17 protein-coding genes and 1 riboswitch are annotated in these 15,587 nt (G+C 40.4%); of the genes, 6 read left to right on the forward strand and 11 right to left on the reverse strand.

All coding sequences use genetic code 11. The features are described 5' to 3' along the window. Positions 1-13 precede the first annotated feature (13 nt). The 7 genes from BABA_RS13240 to tenI all read right to left on the reverse strand — a co-directional run bounded on the left by BABA_RS13240 (position 14) and on the right by tenI (position 6,205). On the reverse strand, positions 14-1,279 hold the full coding sequence (locus tag BABA_RS13240) for a replicative DNA helicase (protein WP_040346365.1): 1,266 nt from the start codon (positions 1,277-1,279) through the stop codon (positions 14-16). Continuing rightward, positions 1,276-2,265 carry a DnaD domain-containing protein gene (locus tag BABA_RS13245; protein WP_235749682.1) on the reverse strand — a complete coding sequence of 330 codons (990 nt, stop codon included), beginning with the start codon at positions 2,263-2,265 and terminating at the stop codon, positions 1,276-1,278. The genes BABA_RS13240 and BABA_RS13245 overlap by 4 nt, the downstream gene beginning before the upstream one ends. 188 nt (positions 2,266-2,453) lie before the next feature. Next, complete coding sequence (locus tag BABA_RS13250) at positions 2,454-3,473, reverse strand: thiazole biosynthesis adenylyltransferase ThiF (RefSeq protein ID WP_007085701.1); 1,020 nt, start codon at positions 3,471-3,473, stop codon at positions 2,454-2,456. Then, on the reverse strand, positions 3,470-4,237 hold the full coding sequence (locus tag BABA_RS13255; RefSeq protein ID WP_007085702.1) for a thiazole synthase: 768 nt from the start codon (positions 4,235-4,237) through the stop codon (positions 3,470-3,472). The genes BABA_RS13250 and BABA_RS13255 overlap by 4 nt, the downstream gene beginning before the upstream one ends. 1 nt (position 4,238) lies before the next feature. Next, positions 4,239-4,442, reverse strand: a complete 204-nt coding sequence (thiS, locus tag BABA_RS13260; protein ID WP_007085703.1) for a sulfur carrier protein ThiS — start codon at positions 4,440-4,442, stop codon at positions 4,239-4,241. A gap of 10 nt (positions 4,443-4,452) precedes the next feature. Beyond that, positions 4,453-5,583 (reverse strand): glycine oxidase ThiO, encoded by a 1,131-nt coding sequence (gene thiO / locus BABA_RS13265; protein ID WP_007085704.1) that lies wholly within the window; start codon positions 5,581-5,583, stop codon positions 4,453-4,455. Continuing rightward, positions 5,567-6,205: a thiazole tautomerase TenI gene (gene tenI, locus BABA_RS13270; protein WP_007085705.1), complete on the reverse strand. Its 639-nt coding sequence runs from the start codon at positions 6,203-6,205 to the stop codon at positions 5,567-5,569. The genes thiO and tenI overlap by 17 nt, the downstream gene beginning before the upstream one ends. Before the next feature lie 98 nt (positions 6,206-6,303). Continuing rightward, positions 6,304-6,412: riboswitch (TPP riboswitch) on the reverse strand. Positions 6,413-6,692: 280 nt separating this feature from the next. Between tenI and BABA_RS13275 the strand changes: the two genes are divergently transcribed. Further along, on the forward strand, positions 6,693-6,896 hold the full coding sequence (locus BABA_RS13275) for a hypothetical protein (protein WP_007085706.1): 204 nt from the start codon (positions 6,693-6,695) through the stop codon (positions 6,894-6,896). Between the two features lie 114 nt (positions 6,897-7,010). On the opposite strand, the gene BABA_RS13280 is transcribed toward BABA_RS13275, so the two are convergent. Together BABA_RS13280 and BABA_RS13285 are read right to left on the reverse strand one after the other, a co-directional pair. After that, a complete protein-coding gene (locus BABA_RS13280) occupies positions 7,011-7,199 on the reverse strand; it encodes a hypothetical protein (RefSeq protein WP_007085707.1) in 189 nt (62 codons plus the stop codon). A gap of 91 nt (positions 7,200-7,290) precedes the next feature. Further along, positions 7,291-8,517 carry an MFS transporter gene (locus BABA_RS13285; protein WP_007085708.1) on the reverse strand — a complete coding sequence of 409 codons (1,227 nt, stop codon included), beginning with the start codon at positions 8,515-8,517 and terminating at the stop codon, positions 7,291-7,293. A 412-nt stretch (positions 8,518-8,929) separates the two neighbouring features. On the opposite strand from BABA_RS13285, the gene BABA_RS13290 reads away from it, so the two are divergent. The 3 genes from BABA_RS13290 (at position 8,930) to BABA_RS13300 (ending at position 12,130) form a co-directional block, all read left to right on the forward strand. After that, the gene (locus tag BABA_RS13290; RefSeq protein ID WP_157273183.1) at positions 8,930-9,445 is read left to right on the forward strand and encodes a hemerythrin domain-containing protein; all 516 of its coding nucleotides are present in this window, start codon (positions 8,930-8,932) and stop codon (positions 9,443-9,445) included. A 353-nt stretch (positions 9,446-9,798) separates the two neighbouring features. Continuing rightward, on the forward strand, positions 9,799-10,917 hold the full coding sequence (locus BABA_RS13295; protein ID WP_007085710.1) for an NADH:flavin oxidoreductase: 1,119 nt from the start codon (positions 9,799-9,801) through the stop codon (positions 10,915-10,917). Between the two features lie 277 nt (positions 10,918-11,194). Then, entirely contained in the window at positions 11,195-12,130 is a 936-nt protein-coding gene (locus BABA_RS13300; RefSeq protein WP_157273184.1) for an alpha/beta hydrolase, read from the forward strand. A gap of 116 nt (positions 12,131-12,246) precedes the next feature. On the opposite strand, the gene BABA_RS13305 is transcribed toward BABA_RS13300, so the two are convergent. After that, the gene (locus BABA_RS13305) at positions 12,247-13,341 is read right to left on the reverse strand and encodes an NADH-dependent flavin oxidoreductase (RefSeq protein ID WP_007085712.1); all 1,095 of its coding nucleotides are present in this window, start codon (positions 13,339-13,341) and stop codon (positions 12,247-12,249) included. 431 nt (positions 13,342-13,772) lie between these two features. Further along, on the reverse strand, positions 13,773-13,928 hold the full coding sequence (locus BABA_RS27330) for a hypothetical protein (RefSeq protein WP_157273185.1): 156 nt from the start codon (positions 13,926-13,928) through the stop codon (positions 13,773-13,775). 314 nt (positions 13,929-14,242) lie between these two features. On the opposite strand from BABA_RS27330, the gene BABA_RS13310 reads away from it, so the two are divergent. Further along, positions 14,243-14,590, forward strand: a complete 348-nt coding sequence (locus tag BABA_RS13310; RefSeq protein WP_007085713.1) for a PadR family transcriptional regulator — start codon at positions 14,243-14,245, stop codon at positions 14,588-14,590. Next, positions 14,568-15,587: an HAAS signaling domain-containing protein gene (locus BABA_RS13315; protein WP_235749684.1), complete on the forward strand. Its 1,020-nt coding sequence runs from the start codon at positions 14,568-14,570 to the stop codon at positions 15,585-15,587. The genes BABA_RS13310 and BABA_RS13315 overlap by 23 nt, the downstream gene beginning before the upstream one ends.

Consider the following 15,587-nt stretch of genomic DNA (forward strand, 5'->3'; position numbering starts at 1 on the left):
ATCGAATAGACGATTATACCAGGGACAGACTCTGTTCCTTTTGATCCTCAATTGCTCCTGTATCCTCGGTATACTCCACTGCGATGGTTCCAACTGGGCCATTTCGGTTTTTCGAGACAATGATTTCAAGGGAACGATTCTCGGATTTCTTGTCATAATACGCTTCCCGGTATAGTAATAAAATGACATCGGCATCCTGTTCTACACTGCCCGATTCCCGAATATCAGGCATCATTGGCCGCTTATTCGCCCTGGATTCTACTGACCGATTAAGCTGTGCCAAACAAATGACAGGACAATCAAAATCCTTTGCCATCGTTTTGAGGGATTTGGATATTTCTGTTACCTGTAAATGGGCATTCCCTCCATGTAATTGACCTGACTGGATCAGGGTTAAGTAATCAATAAAAAGGATTGGTTTCTTGTATGGATATTGATGCATGAGCTTTCTCGTTTTCGCTCTCATTTCGGCAATCGTTTGTCCAGCTCCATCAAATATTTGCATATGGGTTTCATTAAGTTCACCAATCACATCGAACCATTTATCCTTTTGACTTTGACTTAACATCCTTTTCGGATCCCGCATTTTTCCCCGGTTAAAGCCTCCTGTTGAAGCCATTAATCGAGAGGTTATCAGCTTTTCAGGCATTTCTAAGGAAAATACAAGTGGCAGAAACCCGGCCCAACCCGCCATTTTGGCAAAATGAAGCATCACATCGGTTTTCCCCATCGATGGCCGTGCTGCTAGAATGGTCACTTCCCCGCCCTGAAATCCACCTGTCACTTCATCGAGCTTTTTGATACCCGTTGTCACACTCTTAAGAAGTAGCTGATCTTCCCACGGTGCCTCATAGATGCCCGCTAACGCTTGTTGTAAGGGCGTGTGATCATCCATTTTCGTTTGGTTAATTTTATCCAATTCGCCAATGACTTTCGCAATCTCCCAATCATTCATCGCTGCAAGTGTTAAGATCCTTCTCTTTTCCCGTTCCTTCCACAGATCAAGAATTAGCTGCTCCGTTCCGTCAAATTTCTCGGGATCGGCATACGATAGCAGCTCCGAAAGGTAAGACATACCACCTAATGATTCGAGGTCAGGTAAGGTGGTAAAGGTAATTAAATCTATATTCTTTCCGGCGCGCTTTAACTCGCCCATTTTTCGCATGATCTCTTTATGCCATGTGCTTTCGAGCTGTTCCGGTTGAACGATGGTATCCTTCAGTAAGTAATCCGCCTTCATCAAGCTTCCTAAGAACACTTTTTCCACCATACTCATCATTTTTCACCTCTTGTTAGGTCGAGTACAAAGTCCCTAGGAATATCCCTTCCGGCCGGCACTTGCCTTGTCGTTCGTACAGTCTTTTGCTTCTCCTGATACGAATCAATTTCTTCAACGGTTAGTAAGGATTCGTTCTCCCAATTCCTCAGAATCCCCACAACATAATTCAGCTTTCGCTTGTTATTGGCACAAGCAATATTCATCGCTTTTAAAATCATCTCTTTTGGCTGTAAAAAGTGAGAATCATCCAACCAAGCCAACAGCTGCTGTTTCGCATTCTCGTTCGTAAACCCAAATCCATTGTTGTCCCAAAACTCAACAATTTCTTTTATCTCTTCGTTTTTTTGATTACCCAGTAACGGATTCTCATTATCTAAATGGCTCTCACTGTTTAGCGGAAAATCTTTTTGTTGTTGTTTTTGTTTTTCTTTTTCTTTTTGTTTTTCTTTTTGCCCACCTATCGTATGACGAGTCAGTAACGTATCGTCCATTTCTTCGCATTCGGTTTCATATGTATCGTTTTCATCTTGATCAATGAATTCAGTGCCAAGAAATATTTCTTCTGGTTTACAAAAAGATTCATATAAGTGACGAATCTCTTGTTTATGTATGGATTCCGAAACATATGGTATTAGCGAGTAATCTTCGACCTCTTTTAATTCGGAAAAAATACAATCCATCACCGGTTTACCGCCATTCTGCAGGTTCTCTTTCCCCCAGTTTTTAATCGCGAGCTCTCTTGTTTCAGGATTATACCGAATCAACTTGTGATGCAGGGTAAATCGTTCCATTAACGCATGTACACTTTCAATCGAATAGCCCAAATCAAAGGCCATTTGTTTTTTCGTAATTTTATAGATTCCAATTTGCGTTGTTTGCGGATTCGTCAGCAAATAAACGTAAAAGTATTTATCCTCTGGAGTCATCTCCTCCATCACAACAGGGTTCTTCCAAAAATCCGTACGCACCATTCTATACCTTGCCATCCTTAACCAAATCCCTTCTTCTGTTAAAATTCCCTTCATAGTAGATATAGGGAGTAAGAAAGAAAAAGGATAGGCAGATTTCGGAAATATATGAACATTTGATGATGATTTTTAAAAAGGGTCAGACCCCCGGTGCGCTAGAGTGTTAGCACATCGGGGGTCTGACCCTGGAGATTCCAATATTATTTTTAACCCAAGTATCTATGGTATAGCGCCTTTGCTTCTGCAATATCCTTCGTTCCGTGTATGAGCACTCTTCCGTCTTTAAATAACACTAATCGGTGAGGATTCACCGTATAGGATAAAAGGTAAGGATTCCGCTGAATCGTCCCCCCTTGTTTTTCCAAAAAGATTTCTAATGCAGCCAAATCACGTAAAGTTGGACTGGGTGGACGGATCTGAACAGTATCTCTTCCACAGAGTACTGCTGTTTTCGTTTGATTTTCAAACGATAAATAAGGATACGATCGGTTTATCCCGCAAGAAGGACAATTTTCACTTTTCATTTTATCGACTTGAATCGCACTAAACTGGTTTTTCCATAAATCAAAAGAAACAAGTTTGTTTCGTAATGAGTCGAAGTCACCGACTAAAATTTTCAACGCTTCACTTATTTGATAAGCAACCACCATTTGAACGGCCGGGCTTATTATCCCTGCGGTGTCACAGGTTAACCCGCCAATAGGAACCGTTTTAAGTAAACATGAAAGGCAAGGCGTTTTTTCGGGAATAATCGTGTAGGAAATGCCGTAGCTTCCAACACATGCACCATAAATCCATGGGACACCCACTTGTTGAGATACATCATTTATCATCATTCTTGTTTCAAAATTATCAGTTGCATCAATGATAAGATCCACGTGTTTCGCCCATTTTTCAAGCTCTAAGGCTGAAGCATCTGCAACAATTGCTTCAATTTCCACAGATGAATTAACTGCTGATAAGCGCTGTTTGGCAGCTATGACTTTTGGGGTTCGGTTTTTGGCATCTACTTCTGTATATAATTGTTGCCGCTGCAAATTGCTCCATTCCACATAATCACGATCAACGATGGTAAGTTTGCCAATTCCAGCGCGGACCAACGCTTCGGCACTGCCTGTACCGAGTGCTCCCACTCCTATGATGAGTACATGTTTAGTTGAAATCTTTTGTTGCCCATCTTTTCCAATGGGTGAAAATAGTTCTTGTCGTGAGTACCGTTGATTCATCCAATACTCATTCCTTCTTTTGGACTGCTTGCGGTTGCATATTTCTTTTTCTCGATTCTTCCAGCTTCAAAGCCTAATCGTCCGGCTTCAATTGCAAGCTTCATGGCTTTTGCCATTTTTACCGGATCCTTTGCTGCTGACACTGCGGTATTTAATAACACACCATCTGCCCCTAATTCCATCGCCAAGGCAGCATCGGCCGGCGAGCCAATCCCAGCATCAACAATCACAGGAACGACGGCCTGTTCGATGATAAACCTAAGGTTTATTGGATTGATGATCCCCTGACCGGAACCAATTGGTGATGCACCTGGCATAACCGCATTACAGCCAACTTCTTGCAGCTTCCTAGCTAACACCACATCGTCTGAGGTATAGGGGAGGACAATAAATCCTTCCTTCACCAATTCTTCCGTTGCCTTTAGAGTTTCAACGGGATCAGGAAGTAATGTTTGATTACAACCAATTACTTCCACTTTAATCATATCGCATAGACCTGAAGCTTTCGCTAATTTTGCGATTCGCACTGCCTCAGCTGCCGTTTTGGCACCAGCTGTATTAGGCAAAAGCGTATATTTATTGGTATCGAGCTGCTCCAAAAAATTGGGCTGGCTTGGTTCAAAAATATTCATTCTTCTTACTGCAAACGTAAGGATTTCAGCATCAGATACTTCCACAGCTTCCTTTTGGATTTCAAAGCTTGGATACTTTCCAGTTCCTAGTAATAAACGAGATTGAAAGGATAATGGACCTATTTTTAACATATCAACCGCCTCCTACAAAATGGACTATTTCAATTCGATCTTTATCTGATATTCTCGTACTCTGGTGTTCATGTTTCACTACTATTTCCCCGTTTACTTCCACGACGATGATTTTATCCTGAATGTCATAATGCTTGAGAACATCAGCAATACAAACGACATGTTTTGGTAGTTGGATTAACTCCCCATTTACAACGACTTCCATACCTTCCCTCCTACACAACTGTTTCTTCATGCCTTTCCAAATGAAAAGCAGAAAGTAGCGTTCGATCCAGTAATCTCTCTGCTAAAAGATCTGCCACTAGTTTTCCTGTTATCGGACCTAATAAAATCCCGTTTCGAAAATGTCCTGCGGCAACGTACAATCCCTTCCAACTTGGATGTTCGCCAATGTATGGCATCCCATCCCCTGTCTGCGGTCGGATTCCAGACCATACTCGCTCCCATGGTGCTTCATTCAGCTCAGGAACAAGTTGTGTTGCTCTTTCTATTAAGCTTGCAATCCCTCTAGGTGTTACCGTTTGATCAAATGTATGCTCAATCATGGTAGCGCCGATATAAATTTCTCCATTTCGTTTTGGTACCAGATAACACCTCTTGTCGGAAAAAATGGTCGTGTTGATCACCGGTTTTTCTGGCCTGACAGAAAAGCACTCTCCTTTAACTGGATACACATTTATTTCGAGCCCGGATTCACGCATTAATTTAGCTGCCCATGCTCCGGTGGCGACGACAACCTGTTCTCCGTGGATAACACCATGGGAAGTGTTAACTCCTTTAACCTGACCGTTTTCATAATTAATAGAAACGACTTCAGTATACTCACGAATCTCGGTGCCAAAATAAGCTGCTGCTTGCGCGTATGCTCTTGATAAATTTGCTGGTTGTACATGGCCATCATTAGGAAGAAACATGGCTCCTGAAATGCTTGGAGATAAGGATGGTTCCAATTCAAGTAATTCCTTTTTATCAAGCCATGTTATTGCAGGATCCCACTTCCTTTGGAAGGTGACTTGTTTATGTACTATGGATGCTATTTCTTCTGTTTCCGCAATTTTTAGCATTCCTTTATTGACCAACTCGATATCAATTCCTGTATATTCAAATAATTCGCTTGAGAGAGTTGGAAACATGGCTCGACTTTTTAGAGCCATTTGGAATAACGGACCATCTTGTTCAATCTCCGCCTGTGCAGCCAGCATTCCGGCGGCAGCACTTGATGCTTGGCAAGCCAATCGATCCTTCTCAAGTATGACCACTTTTCTTCCCATTTTTGATAGCTGATAGGCAATGGAGGATCCGATTATTCCGCCGCCGATAATAATCACATCAAATGAATTTTCCACTTTTTCCATCTCCCATTTTTAATACTTTTGTGTAAGACTTAATTGCTGCTAGTGGATCACGTGCATCTAAAACTCCAGACATAACTGCGATCCCATTTGCCCCTGCCTGTAGTACCTGTGCTGTATTCTCTGGTGTTATGCCTCCAATCGCAATCGTCGGAATGTCAAGTTGTGTCAACATTGACAATTTCCTCACTCCTTTTGGCGCCACATCTGGTTTGGATTGAGAAGGGAAAATGTGACCGTAAATTACATAGTCTGCCCCATTCGCTTTTGCATCCACTCCTTCCTCATAAGAATGAATCGAGCACCCAATCCGAAACTGAGGGAAACTTTCCTTCACAATAGCCGGTTCTATACTGTGAAAGGCTAATTGAACCCCACCAACCCTTGTAACTAAGGCAACATCAAGGCGATCATTAATGATTACCTTTGAAAGCGGGATATTTGCAGCATGTAAAAGTTGGACCGTTTGAAATAGTTCCCTAGCCGTTTTTTGTTTTTCCCGTAAATGGATGGCCGTTACATAGGGGTGAATATCAATGAGAATTTCCCGGAACTGCTCAATCGGCATCTTACCATTGGAAATGATATGAAACTCTTTATCTTTGAAAATACACATCACCCCTTTCAGAAGATTCCGCTAAAAGTAAAAACAAAAAACCACTTCCTTTGATTAAGAAAGTGGTTGAAATTTGAAATAGAATCATACATTCTTCAAATATCCAGTTTCCACTTCCCTACGCTGGTATGATCCAGATCAGGTTCATAGAGTCCTGAAGTAGCACTTCAATCTCAGCCCTTTAAAAAGGCACCTCTAGCGGATAAACTTCATTTATTATTTTTATTGATGACCTTACATGGATAATGTTAGCACTTTTGTTAGAATTGTCAAATACTTTATCGTTGTGCAAAATCTGCAAAAAGGTCGTCCTGTATCAAATTAAAGTATAATAATGTGTTACATCTTTTTGTTTAAAAATGATTCTTTCAATAGGGTTAGGAATCGAAACAAATTTTTAACTTTTACGATTTAGGAAAAATTTATTTAATACTTTTACAGAAGTAAGGGGAAAATAAGAGGAACTTGAATTAGGAGGGCGATGCAGTTGAAAGAAAAGGAAAAGGAAGCAATTGAAGCAAATCAAGAAATGGATGAAATATTTTATGACTCTGGATTCAGTTCCATTAAAGGGGATACCGAAGCAGATACAGCAAATCTTGAAATCCAAGAGCAGTTTTATGGAGCTGACAAAGAAGATCATTCTCTTCCTTTTCATGTTGATACCAATAATCCACCAATACAAAAGTAAAAAAAAAGCCTTTTTTTGCGCTACTTGCAAGGAAAGGACTTTTTTACTTTTTAAGGTCTCAAGGAGAAAACATTATAAAAGGGAATCATAAATGTGTCAGGCACCTACCATACTCTACGTAACTCGAATTCTACCAACTCTTCTATTTCGATTACGATCTTTACTATCTAGTGCACTTTGAGATTGATGAATACCTGGAAATGATATGAGGCCAGCCTTAAACATGGCATACCCGATAAAGGTAGCAAAGATCGAACTTCCGATCAGAAACCAGATGAATCTGCTGCCAACATAGCGTATCATATTTTCACCTCTTTACCTTCTCATTGATGATAAATATGATGAAATGATCATTTTTATGTCATCTTATTCCACTCTAGAATATAGGGTCTAATTACATTACCTTAGATAGATTTTTAATAGCCACTCTCGTTTGTTTCACATTTCCTTTTCTCAAGCTGATCATCGCAATAAAGGAGATACAGTAGAGGATTGCTAGGTAGCTCATGGCAATCGTGACGTTTGCGTGCTGCAGAATAAAGCCAACTAAAATGGGGGATAGGCCGCCTAATGCTCTGCCAAAGTTAAAGATTGTGTTTGTTGCCGTGCTGCGAACTTCTATTGGGAAGTAAGCGCTGATAAGAGCACCATAGCCGGCAAACATTCCGTTCGAAAAGAATCCAACGATGGCGCCGCCAATTAACACACCTGCTGCTCCCGTTGCAAAGGAGTACAAGAAAACTGCCACTGCTGACGCAGCAAGGAAGAATCCATAAGCTTTCTTCATTCCAAATCGGTCCATCACTTGACCAAATGTTAACATTCCTGCAATCATTCCGACCGCCGTACTAATGGTCCACAAGGCAGAACCCGAAACCGACAAACCTTGTGATGTTTGTAAAATCGATGGCAGCCAAATCATCAAACCATTATAGCCGGCAATTTGCACCGTAGCCATGATCGCTAATGCAATGGTCGTAAAGGCTGTCCGTGGATTTGCAAATAATTGTTTAACATTTCCTTGCTTTACAGCTGCTTGTCGTTTTTCCTTTTGCGCCGCAAGCCATTCTGGTGATTCGTTTAAATTTTTCCTTACGAAGAAGGCAAAGATAACCGGTATAATTCCGACAAAAAACAAACCTCTCCAACCAAATGTCGGTAGAATCATGGCACTTAGTAGGGCAGCTAGGATAACCCCAAATTGAGCTCCAATACTTACATAAGATGAGGCACGGCCTTGTTTATTCTTTGGCCATGCTTCTGCGACAAGCGTCATGCCAATTCCATATTCTCCGCCTGCACCTACGCCAGCAATAAACCTGAAAATGTATACTTGTTCAACATTTGCTGCCAAACCTGTTAACGCCGTGCCGATTGCGAATAATAAGACAGTATACGTAAAAACTTTCACTCTTCCAAACTTATCTGCTAAGATTCCGAAAAGGATTCCCCCAAATAACATGCCTAAGTTGGTAATAGAGGAAATCAAACCGCCTGTTGCCATGTCTAGATGGAATTCAGCGATGATCATGGACATAGCAAAGGAAATAAACATAATGTCCATACCTTCTAAGGTCAAACCTGTTACTGATGCGACAACTGTCTTTTTCTGATAATTCATTCTGTCTTTTCCCCTTTCGAGCCTCACTGGACTTGATTAAAAGATTTTTTAGCAAAATAAAATGCCCTTTCATCCATAGGATAAAAGGGCATTCATATATACACAATTAAGTTATATGAATAGTCATGTTCGCCCTTTTTAGCCTCTCTGGACTACCTTTAAAGGAAATTTCTTTATTATCCTATCATGCTTATGGGGCAATGTAAATTTTTTTTACAAAAATAATTTACATTACCGTTTGATGAATCACCACCTTTATCCCGAGAGGGTGGTTGTCCGATGATTCTGCAAGTATCAGGCACTGCCACTTTTTACGAAAACTCTTAAAACATATTAGTGATTTATATAACTATAAAAAACAGGTAATGTTTATATACTAATGGTAAGCAAATCATGGAAAGGGGTAATTTTGGTGCAAGGATGTTCTAGCGGTATGTTTGGAAATGGTCCTGTCACACTTTCAGACGGATTAAATAAATTGGTGAGCGAACATGTCCCATTACGGAACAGTTTGGAGACACTAGTTTCCTTATGCAAACAGGTGGAGGAAGAACAAGGGGATTCCTTTGAAGTATTAATAAAAGAGGTAAAAGAGTTCACCACAAACCTTGATTATCATTCCGAGCGTGAAGAAACGATTTTATTTCGAATGATGGAAGTATATCTTGGTAAAAATGGCGGTCCGATAGCAGTAATGGAGTATGAGCATGAGGAGGCCCATGGTTTCATCAACAAATTTTTAAAAATTGTTGAGGATAATCCACAATTTTCCAGAAAAGAGAAAATAACCCATTCCAATTTAATCGAAAATGCTTATCATACATTAATTAGCCATTTTGGCAAAGAAGAACAAGTATTGTATCCAATGGCTGAGAGGATGTTTACCGAAGAGGAAAAAGAATTACTTAAGCAAAAAGTATCAGAATAAATTGATGAAGGACAGGATTGCTTTATTCTCCAGCGGTTTTGTCCCTCACTCCCCCCACCTAAAACATCCTGCTATAGCTGGAAAACTTGCAAACTCCTTCCTCATATCCGAAACGAAATCCCATCTTTTCCTCTAGAAATCTCCCAATCTTAAATGGTGGCAGTCCCCCAGTACGTTAAAGCTTTACTTTACCGGGGGAATGACCCTGAAACTAGAGATGATACTTTTTCAAAAGAAAAACACCTATATTATCATATAAGTACAAACATAAACATATCGGTTTATATTTGTATAGCGGAATTGTAGAATAAAGGAAGCATGATAAAAAGAATAAATGGAAGGAAGTGCTCTCCTTGGAATTCGCTGGTCATACATTGTTTCAATCTGTACCATTTGGAAATGAATGGTTAGCAAGCCGGTTAGTGATGGCCCCAATGACAAGAATCTTTTCGAAAGAAGGTGTCCCAGGGGAAAATGTAGCACAATATTACCGCAAACGTGCAGAGAATGGAATTGGACTCATCATAACTGAAGGGACAGCAATCAACCACCCCGCTGCGGTCATGCACGCCGATATTCCCCGTTTTTATGGTGAGGACGCCTTAAATGGCTGGGCAAATGTAGTTAACGAAGTCCACCGAGCAGGTGGCAAAATCATTCCACAATTATGGCATGTTGGGGCAGCTCGAAAAGCAGGCAGTGAACCAAATATTGAAGCACCTCCCGTGAGTCCGTCTGGATTTACTTTAAGAGGCAGCAGAAATGAGAAAATAAATGCTTTAACGAAAGAAGAAGTCACCGCATTGATTGATACATACGCCGAAGCTGCAGCCAATGCGAAGCGCATCGGCTTTGACGGAATTGAATTGCATGGAGCGCATGGATACTTAATTGATCAATTTTTTTGGGAAGTAACGAATAAGCGTAATGATGAGTATGGTGGGGATCTAGGCGAACGAACAAAATTTGCGGCAGACATTGTTCGTGCTTGCCGAAAAGAAGTAGGGCCAAATTTTCCAATTGTCTTTCGTTATTCACAATGGAAAGGAACCGATTATCACGCTAAATTAGCTAAGAACTCTAAAGAACTTGAACAATTGCTCACCCCGTTAGTTGAAGCAGGTGTAGATATTTTCCACTGCTCTACCAGACGAATATGGGAACCTGAATTTAAAGATGAAGATCCATCATTAACCTTAGCCGGCTGGACTAAACGAATTACTAAAAAGCCAACGATTGCGGTTGGTTCCGTCGGTATTAACCGCGCATATCTGAGCAATCAGGATAACGATCATGTAACAATTGAAGACAATCTCAAAATTGTAGATGAAAAAATCAAAGCAGGCGAATTTGACTACGTAGCAGTCGGTCGCGCACTGCTAGCTGATTCAGAATGGGCTGTAAAACTCAAAAATGGTAAACTTGATCAAGTTTTGCATTATACGAAGGAATCCGAGAAATACCTAATTTAATTTCAATCAAGAACCGTGCGTTTTTAATATGCAACTACCATCTTTCAAACAGAGTCGGTATCTTTGAATTTTACCCGATTAATGTACTCTTCATATGGGTCCATTATTCGGGTTTTACTATGTCCTCAGAATGAAAACCCTTCGATAGCATTAGTAAACCATTTGCCTCCTCTCCTATTCAAAAACAGGCATTAATTGGGACTTAAGATTTTTCCATTTTTGTGCTGCCTTACATATGATAATGTACCGATGACTTCAAATGGAGGAGGCGTTCATGTTGAGTGAGGAAAAGAATGGGGAATCAAGTAAATCAGGTAAGTCCCTGTGGAAACCGCTTTTAGCTGCACCTGCTTTATTTTTTCTTGCCCCTCTAGGGGTTGGGTTGTATCTAACCCATCCCTTCCCAGCAAAAACTACAAAAAAACCGATGGAATACGGACTTGAATTTGAAGATATTGAATTTTTCAGCCGAAAAGATCAAGTAAAACTGTCTGGCTGGTGGATTCCAGCAGCTTCAAAGAAAAGCAAGAAAACAGTGATCACGGCACACGGTTACATGAATGAACGTGCCATGGAAAGGATTGACGGACTGCGGCTCGTTAAGGTTCTATCTGAACAAGGATACAATGTACTAATGTTTGATTTTCGCAATGCAGGCAAATCCAAAGGGAAAACCACGGGGATCGGATATTTTGAAAGACACGATTTGTATGCAGCTATTGATTATGCAATTCAGGAAAAACATCAGGAAAAAGTTGCTCTCCTTGGCTGGAGTATGGGAGCTGCCGCTGCGCTTATTGCTGGATGCGAACACCCAGCTGTTTCCGTCATCATTGCCGACAGTCCCTTTTGTGATTTAGAATCTTTCCTAAAAGAAAATCTTTCGCATTGGACCAAGCTACCGAAAAGGCCATTTACACCGATTGTTTATCATTCCATGCGCAAGCTCCTCAAAATTGACCCCACTGAAGTTTCACCCATCAATCATGTGAAAAACACGAAAGGAAAATCCTTCTTCTTCATCCATAGCAAGTCAGATAAAGCGATTCCATATGCTGAGAGCGAAAAATTATTCCAATCGATCTCATCGGAAAATCAAAGAGAATTGTGGCTGACGAAAGATTGCGAACACATTCATTCGTATCGTTTGCATAAAAATGAGTATACACGTCGTGTACTCAGGTTTCTAAATAGGTACTTAAAGCTTGACTAAGACCACTTCCTACGTCTCAACAAGAATAGATCATTCGTCACATCCCTTTTGCTTGTAATTTAATTAAACCCCCTCGCGCTATAGCGTTAGCACGTCGGGGGTCTGACCCTTTTACTCTATTTAACGCCAGGAACCCAGCCAGGACGTGATTGCATCATACGCATCATCTGTCCAGGAATGACATTATTTTGCGTCATATCCATTTCGGTAATGACTTCTTCTCCTGCCGTCATTTTTTCAACCCAATGTGGTTCAATTAATAATTCGCGACCCAATGCTAGTAGTTCTGCACCTGTTTCCATTGCTTCTAATGCATCTTTTTTCGAATAAATTGAGCCTACACCAATTAACGGTATGCGACCATCAAGAACACGATGTACAATCTTGATACGATTTTCTTTTTCCCCTGCATAACGGTGTGCTACTGAACGGAAATCCCCGAGTGAAATGTGTAAGTATCCGAGTGGCTCATTCGCTAAACGGTCTACAAGCTGTACCGTATCATCGAGTGAAATACCCTCTTCTTCCGGCTCTTCTGGGCTGAACCGATAGCCAACGATAAAGGAATCATCTGCATATTGTTGCTTTACGCGATTCACTTCTGCTACTACTTCTAATGGGAAACGCATACGTTTTTCAAGTGTCCCACCGTATTCATCCGTACGTTTGTTTGTGAAGCCAGAGAAAAATTGTTGAAGCAAATACGTATTTGCACCGTGTATTTCAACGCCATCAAAGCCTGCTTCAATAGCACGCCTCGTTGTTTCACCAAATGCTTTCACGATTTCTTGAATCTCCTCAATTGTTACTGCGCGTGCCTTGCCACCATCTGCTGCTATCGTATCACTTGCACTGACAACATCCCCATTTGGCACAAGTTCACGAGGCGACTTACGACCACCATGATAAATTTGTAAAATCGCCTTAGCACCACCTTTATGAATCGCTTGTGCCACTTTACGCAAACTATCAATGTAAGCATCTGTATGCCCGGCAAATTGGCCCGGGAACCCCTTACCACTTGCGGCCACGTATGTACATGCTGTAATCACTGCCCCTACTCCGTATGAACGTTCTTCATAATACGCTAATTCTTCATCTGATACCGTATCATCTGGATTTGCAGAATATGTTGTCATCGGTGCCATTACGTAGCGATTCCGTAGCTCGACACCGTTATCAAATGTAAATGGTACTAAATAAGTTGTCATTTTCTTCACTCCTTGTTATTCATAGTAAACAAATGAGATTTATTGGTCAAGTGAACCGATTTCCATCGAAAGCTATTTTCAAACCTCATTCCAAAAAGTATTTAATCAAATAAATGCAAAAAGACCGATTATGGAGTTACATGTCCGATCCAACTATAGACGGTTCCCACAAATGAGTATCCAGTTCATCGGGTTGCTGCCCTTCAATTCGTTACAACATTTTGTTATGTTATTATTCATTTAATATAAAGCAATCAACTTGTGGTGTAGCGTGAAATTTTTTTCTTAGAAGATATAGGGATAAAGTGAGAAGAAGGATAGGCGGTTTTCATAAATATGTGATTATATGATGACAATCATAAAAAGAGTCAGCTCCACAGCATGCTAAAGCAGTAGCATGTCGGGGTCTGACCCTGAAAGTTAGGATGATGTTAATTCTTATCTGCGGTTATATCGTTATAGGGTAAGATAAGCTTTTTTACCCTGTCGTAACTCATAGACCCAATTTCTTGCATTAATCTTGGGATTGACTCTTCAGGATAGCCGTATTCCCGAAGTAACTTTTTCATCTTTTCTTTATGTTCCAAGCTGACACCCCCGATAAATAGTATGGTTTAGTGTCCCCTTTTATAGAAAAAAACATTTACCTCGTAGCAGATGAATTTTCTTAAAGCGTAAACCCTCAGCTTCCGCCATTAATTATTATGGACAAGGGTATATGATTGATGGCAATCGAGTGGAAGCCTTAGAAGAACAGGAACCAACAGGATTAAAATATTTCGGAGATGTTTAGTTATAAAACCTAAACATATTTTTTCATGTGGAATAATATACATTATTCATCGTTGTTTAAATGACAATAGTGGATGACATACAGTATGAAAAATGAGGTGATCAATGCATGGCTTCTTTGTTAGATACATTTACGACCGAACTAAGAAGAGGAACGCTTACCCTTGCCGTTTTAAGCCAATTGCGAACGCCCCAATACGGCTATTCACTTGTACAACGGCTTGAAGATGCTGGTGTGACCATAGAGCAAAGTACGTTGTATCCCCTGTTGCGACGATTAGAGAAACAGGAACTTGTGACTAGCAGCTGGGACACAACGGAAAGCAGGCCGCGGAAGTATTACGTCTTGAGTGACTACGGGATTGAGGTTTACAAGCAATTGAAGGATGAATGGAAAGAGATGACCCTAGAACTGAAATCATTATTAAAAGGAGATGAAGATCTTGAATCTGATTGAGGTTTATGTGTATGAAGTAACAAAAAGACTTCCTGCTAAAACACGAGATGATATCGCCCTAGAGCTTAGATCTACAATCGAGGATATGCTCCCGGAAAATTATTCGGAAGTAGATGTGAAAGACGCACTTTCGAAACTTGGAAATCCAGTATTGCTTGCTGCAAGCTATCGTGATAGACCTATGTATTTAATTGGACCAAATCTATATGACTATTATATTCTGACAATGAAAAGAGTTATTCCATGGGCCATTTTGATTTCAATCTTTATCCATACTTTCGTGAGTATTGCATCTTTTGAAGGTAAGGAAGCCATTCTTTCTGTGGCCATTAACACCATTGGAATTTTGATCGGCAATGTCATAAATGTGCTTATACAAGTGTTCTTTTGGATTACGATAGTATTTGCCTTCGTAGAAAGAGTTGGCATCACAAACGCTGATCTGCCACATAATAAGAAATGTGAAAAATGGACGCCAGAGGATTTAAAGAATATCGAAATCATCCCCAAGAAAAAAGCCATTTCAAAAGCAGATGTTGTTTTCAGCTTCATCTGGACAGCCATTTGGGCAATTGCCTATTTCAATGCTGACCATCTTGTTGGCATTTACCGATCAATGGATGGGAACGGATTGCAATTCGTTATGCCTATATTTAACCAGGATACCCTGCTTTCATACTGGCCAATCGTCCTAATTTTTATCGGTTTGGAAATAGGTTTAATCGTTTATAAATGGAATGCAGCCCAATGGACAATGAAACTTGTCATTGTGAATGCAATCATTCATTTATTGAGCGTGATTGCTTTTATCGTCATTGCAAGTAACCCGCATTTGCTCAATGATGCAGTCATTCCCTATACAGCAGATTTGTTTGAAACCACTTCTTCCACTATAGTTAATTTCTTGGATTGGATCTGGCGGATCATCGTAGCTTCCTTCGTTGTCACCACTTTGATTGAAATCATCGATAGTTATCGCAAAGCTAGAATCAGATAA

Origin of the sequence: Neobacillus bataviensis LMG 21833 (genome assembly GCF_000307875.1) — a bacterium.
GTDB classification, from domain to species: domain Bacteria; phylum Bacillota; class Bacilli; order Bacillales; family Cytobacillaceae; genus Neobacillus; species Neobacillus bataviensis.

Coding starts and splice junctions, on each gene's coding strand:
- BABA_RS13240 (WP_040346365.1), bottom strand. CDS start 1,279: ATGATGAGTATGGTGGAAAAAGTGTTCTTAGGAAGCTTGATGAAGGCG.
- BABA_RS13245 (WP_235749682.1), bottom strand. CDS start 2,265: ATGGCAAGGTATAGAATGGTGCGTACGGATTTTTGGAAGAACCCTGTT.
- BABA_RS13250 (WP_007085701.1), bottom strand. CDS start 3,473: ATGAATCAACGGTACTCACGACAAGAACTATTTTCACCCATTGGAAAA.
- BABA_RS13255 (WP_007085702.1), bottom strand. CDS start 4,237: ATGTTAAAAATAGGTCCATTATCCTTTCAATCTCGTTTATTACTAGGA.
- thiS (WP_007085703.1), bottom strand. CDS start 4,442: ATGGAAGTCGTTGTAAATGGGGAGTTAATCCAACTACCAAAACATGTC.
- tenI (WP_007085705.1), bottom strand. CDS start 6,205: ATGTGTATTTTCAAAGATAAAGAGTTTCATATCATTTCCAATGGTAAG.
- BABA_RS13280 (WP_007085707.1), bottom strand. CDS start 7,199: ATGATACGCTATGTTGGCAGCAGATTCATCTGGTTTCTGATCGGAAGT.
- BABA_RS13285 (WP_007085708.1), bottom strand. CDS start 8,517: ATGAATTATCAGAAAAAGACAGTTGTCGCATCAGTAACAGGTTTGACC.
- BABA_RS13305 (WP_007085712.1), bottom strand. CDS start 13,341: ATGACAACTTATTTAGTACCATTTACATTTGATAACGGTGTCGAGCTA.
- BABA_RS13310 (WP_007085713.1), top strand. CDS start 14,243: ATGGCTTCTTTGTTAGATACATTTACGACCGAACTAAGAAGAGGAACG.
- BABA_RS13315 (WP_235749684.1), top strand. CDS start 14,568: ATGAAGATCTTGAATCTGATTGAGGTTTATGTGTATGAAGTAACAAAA.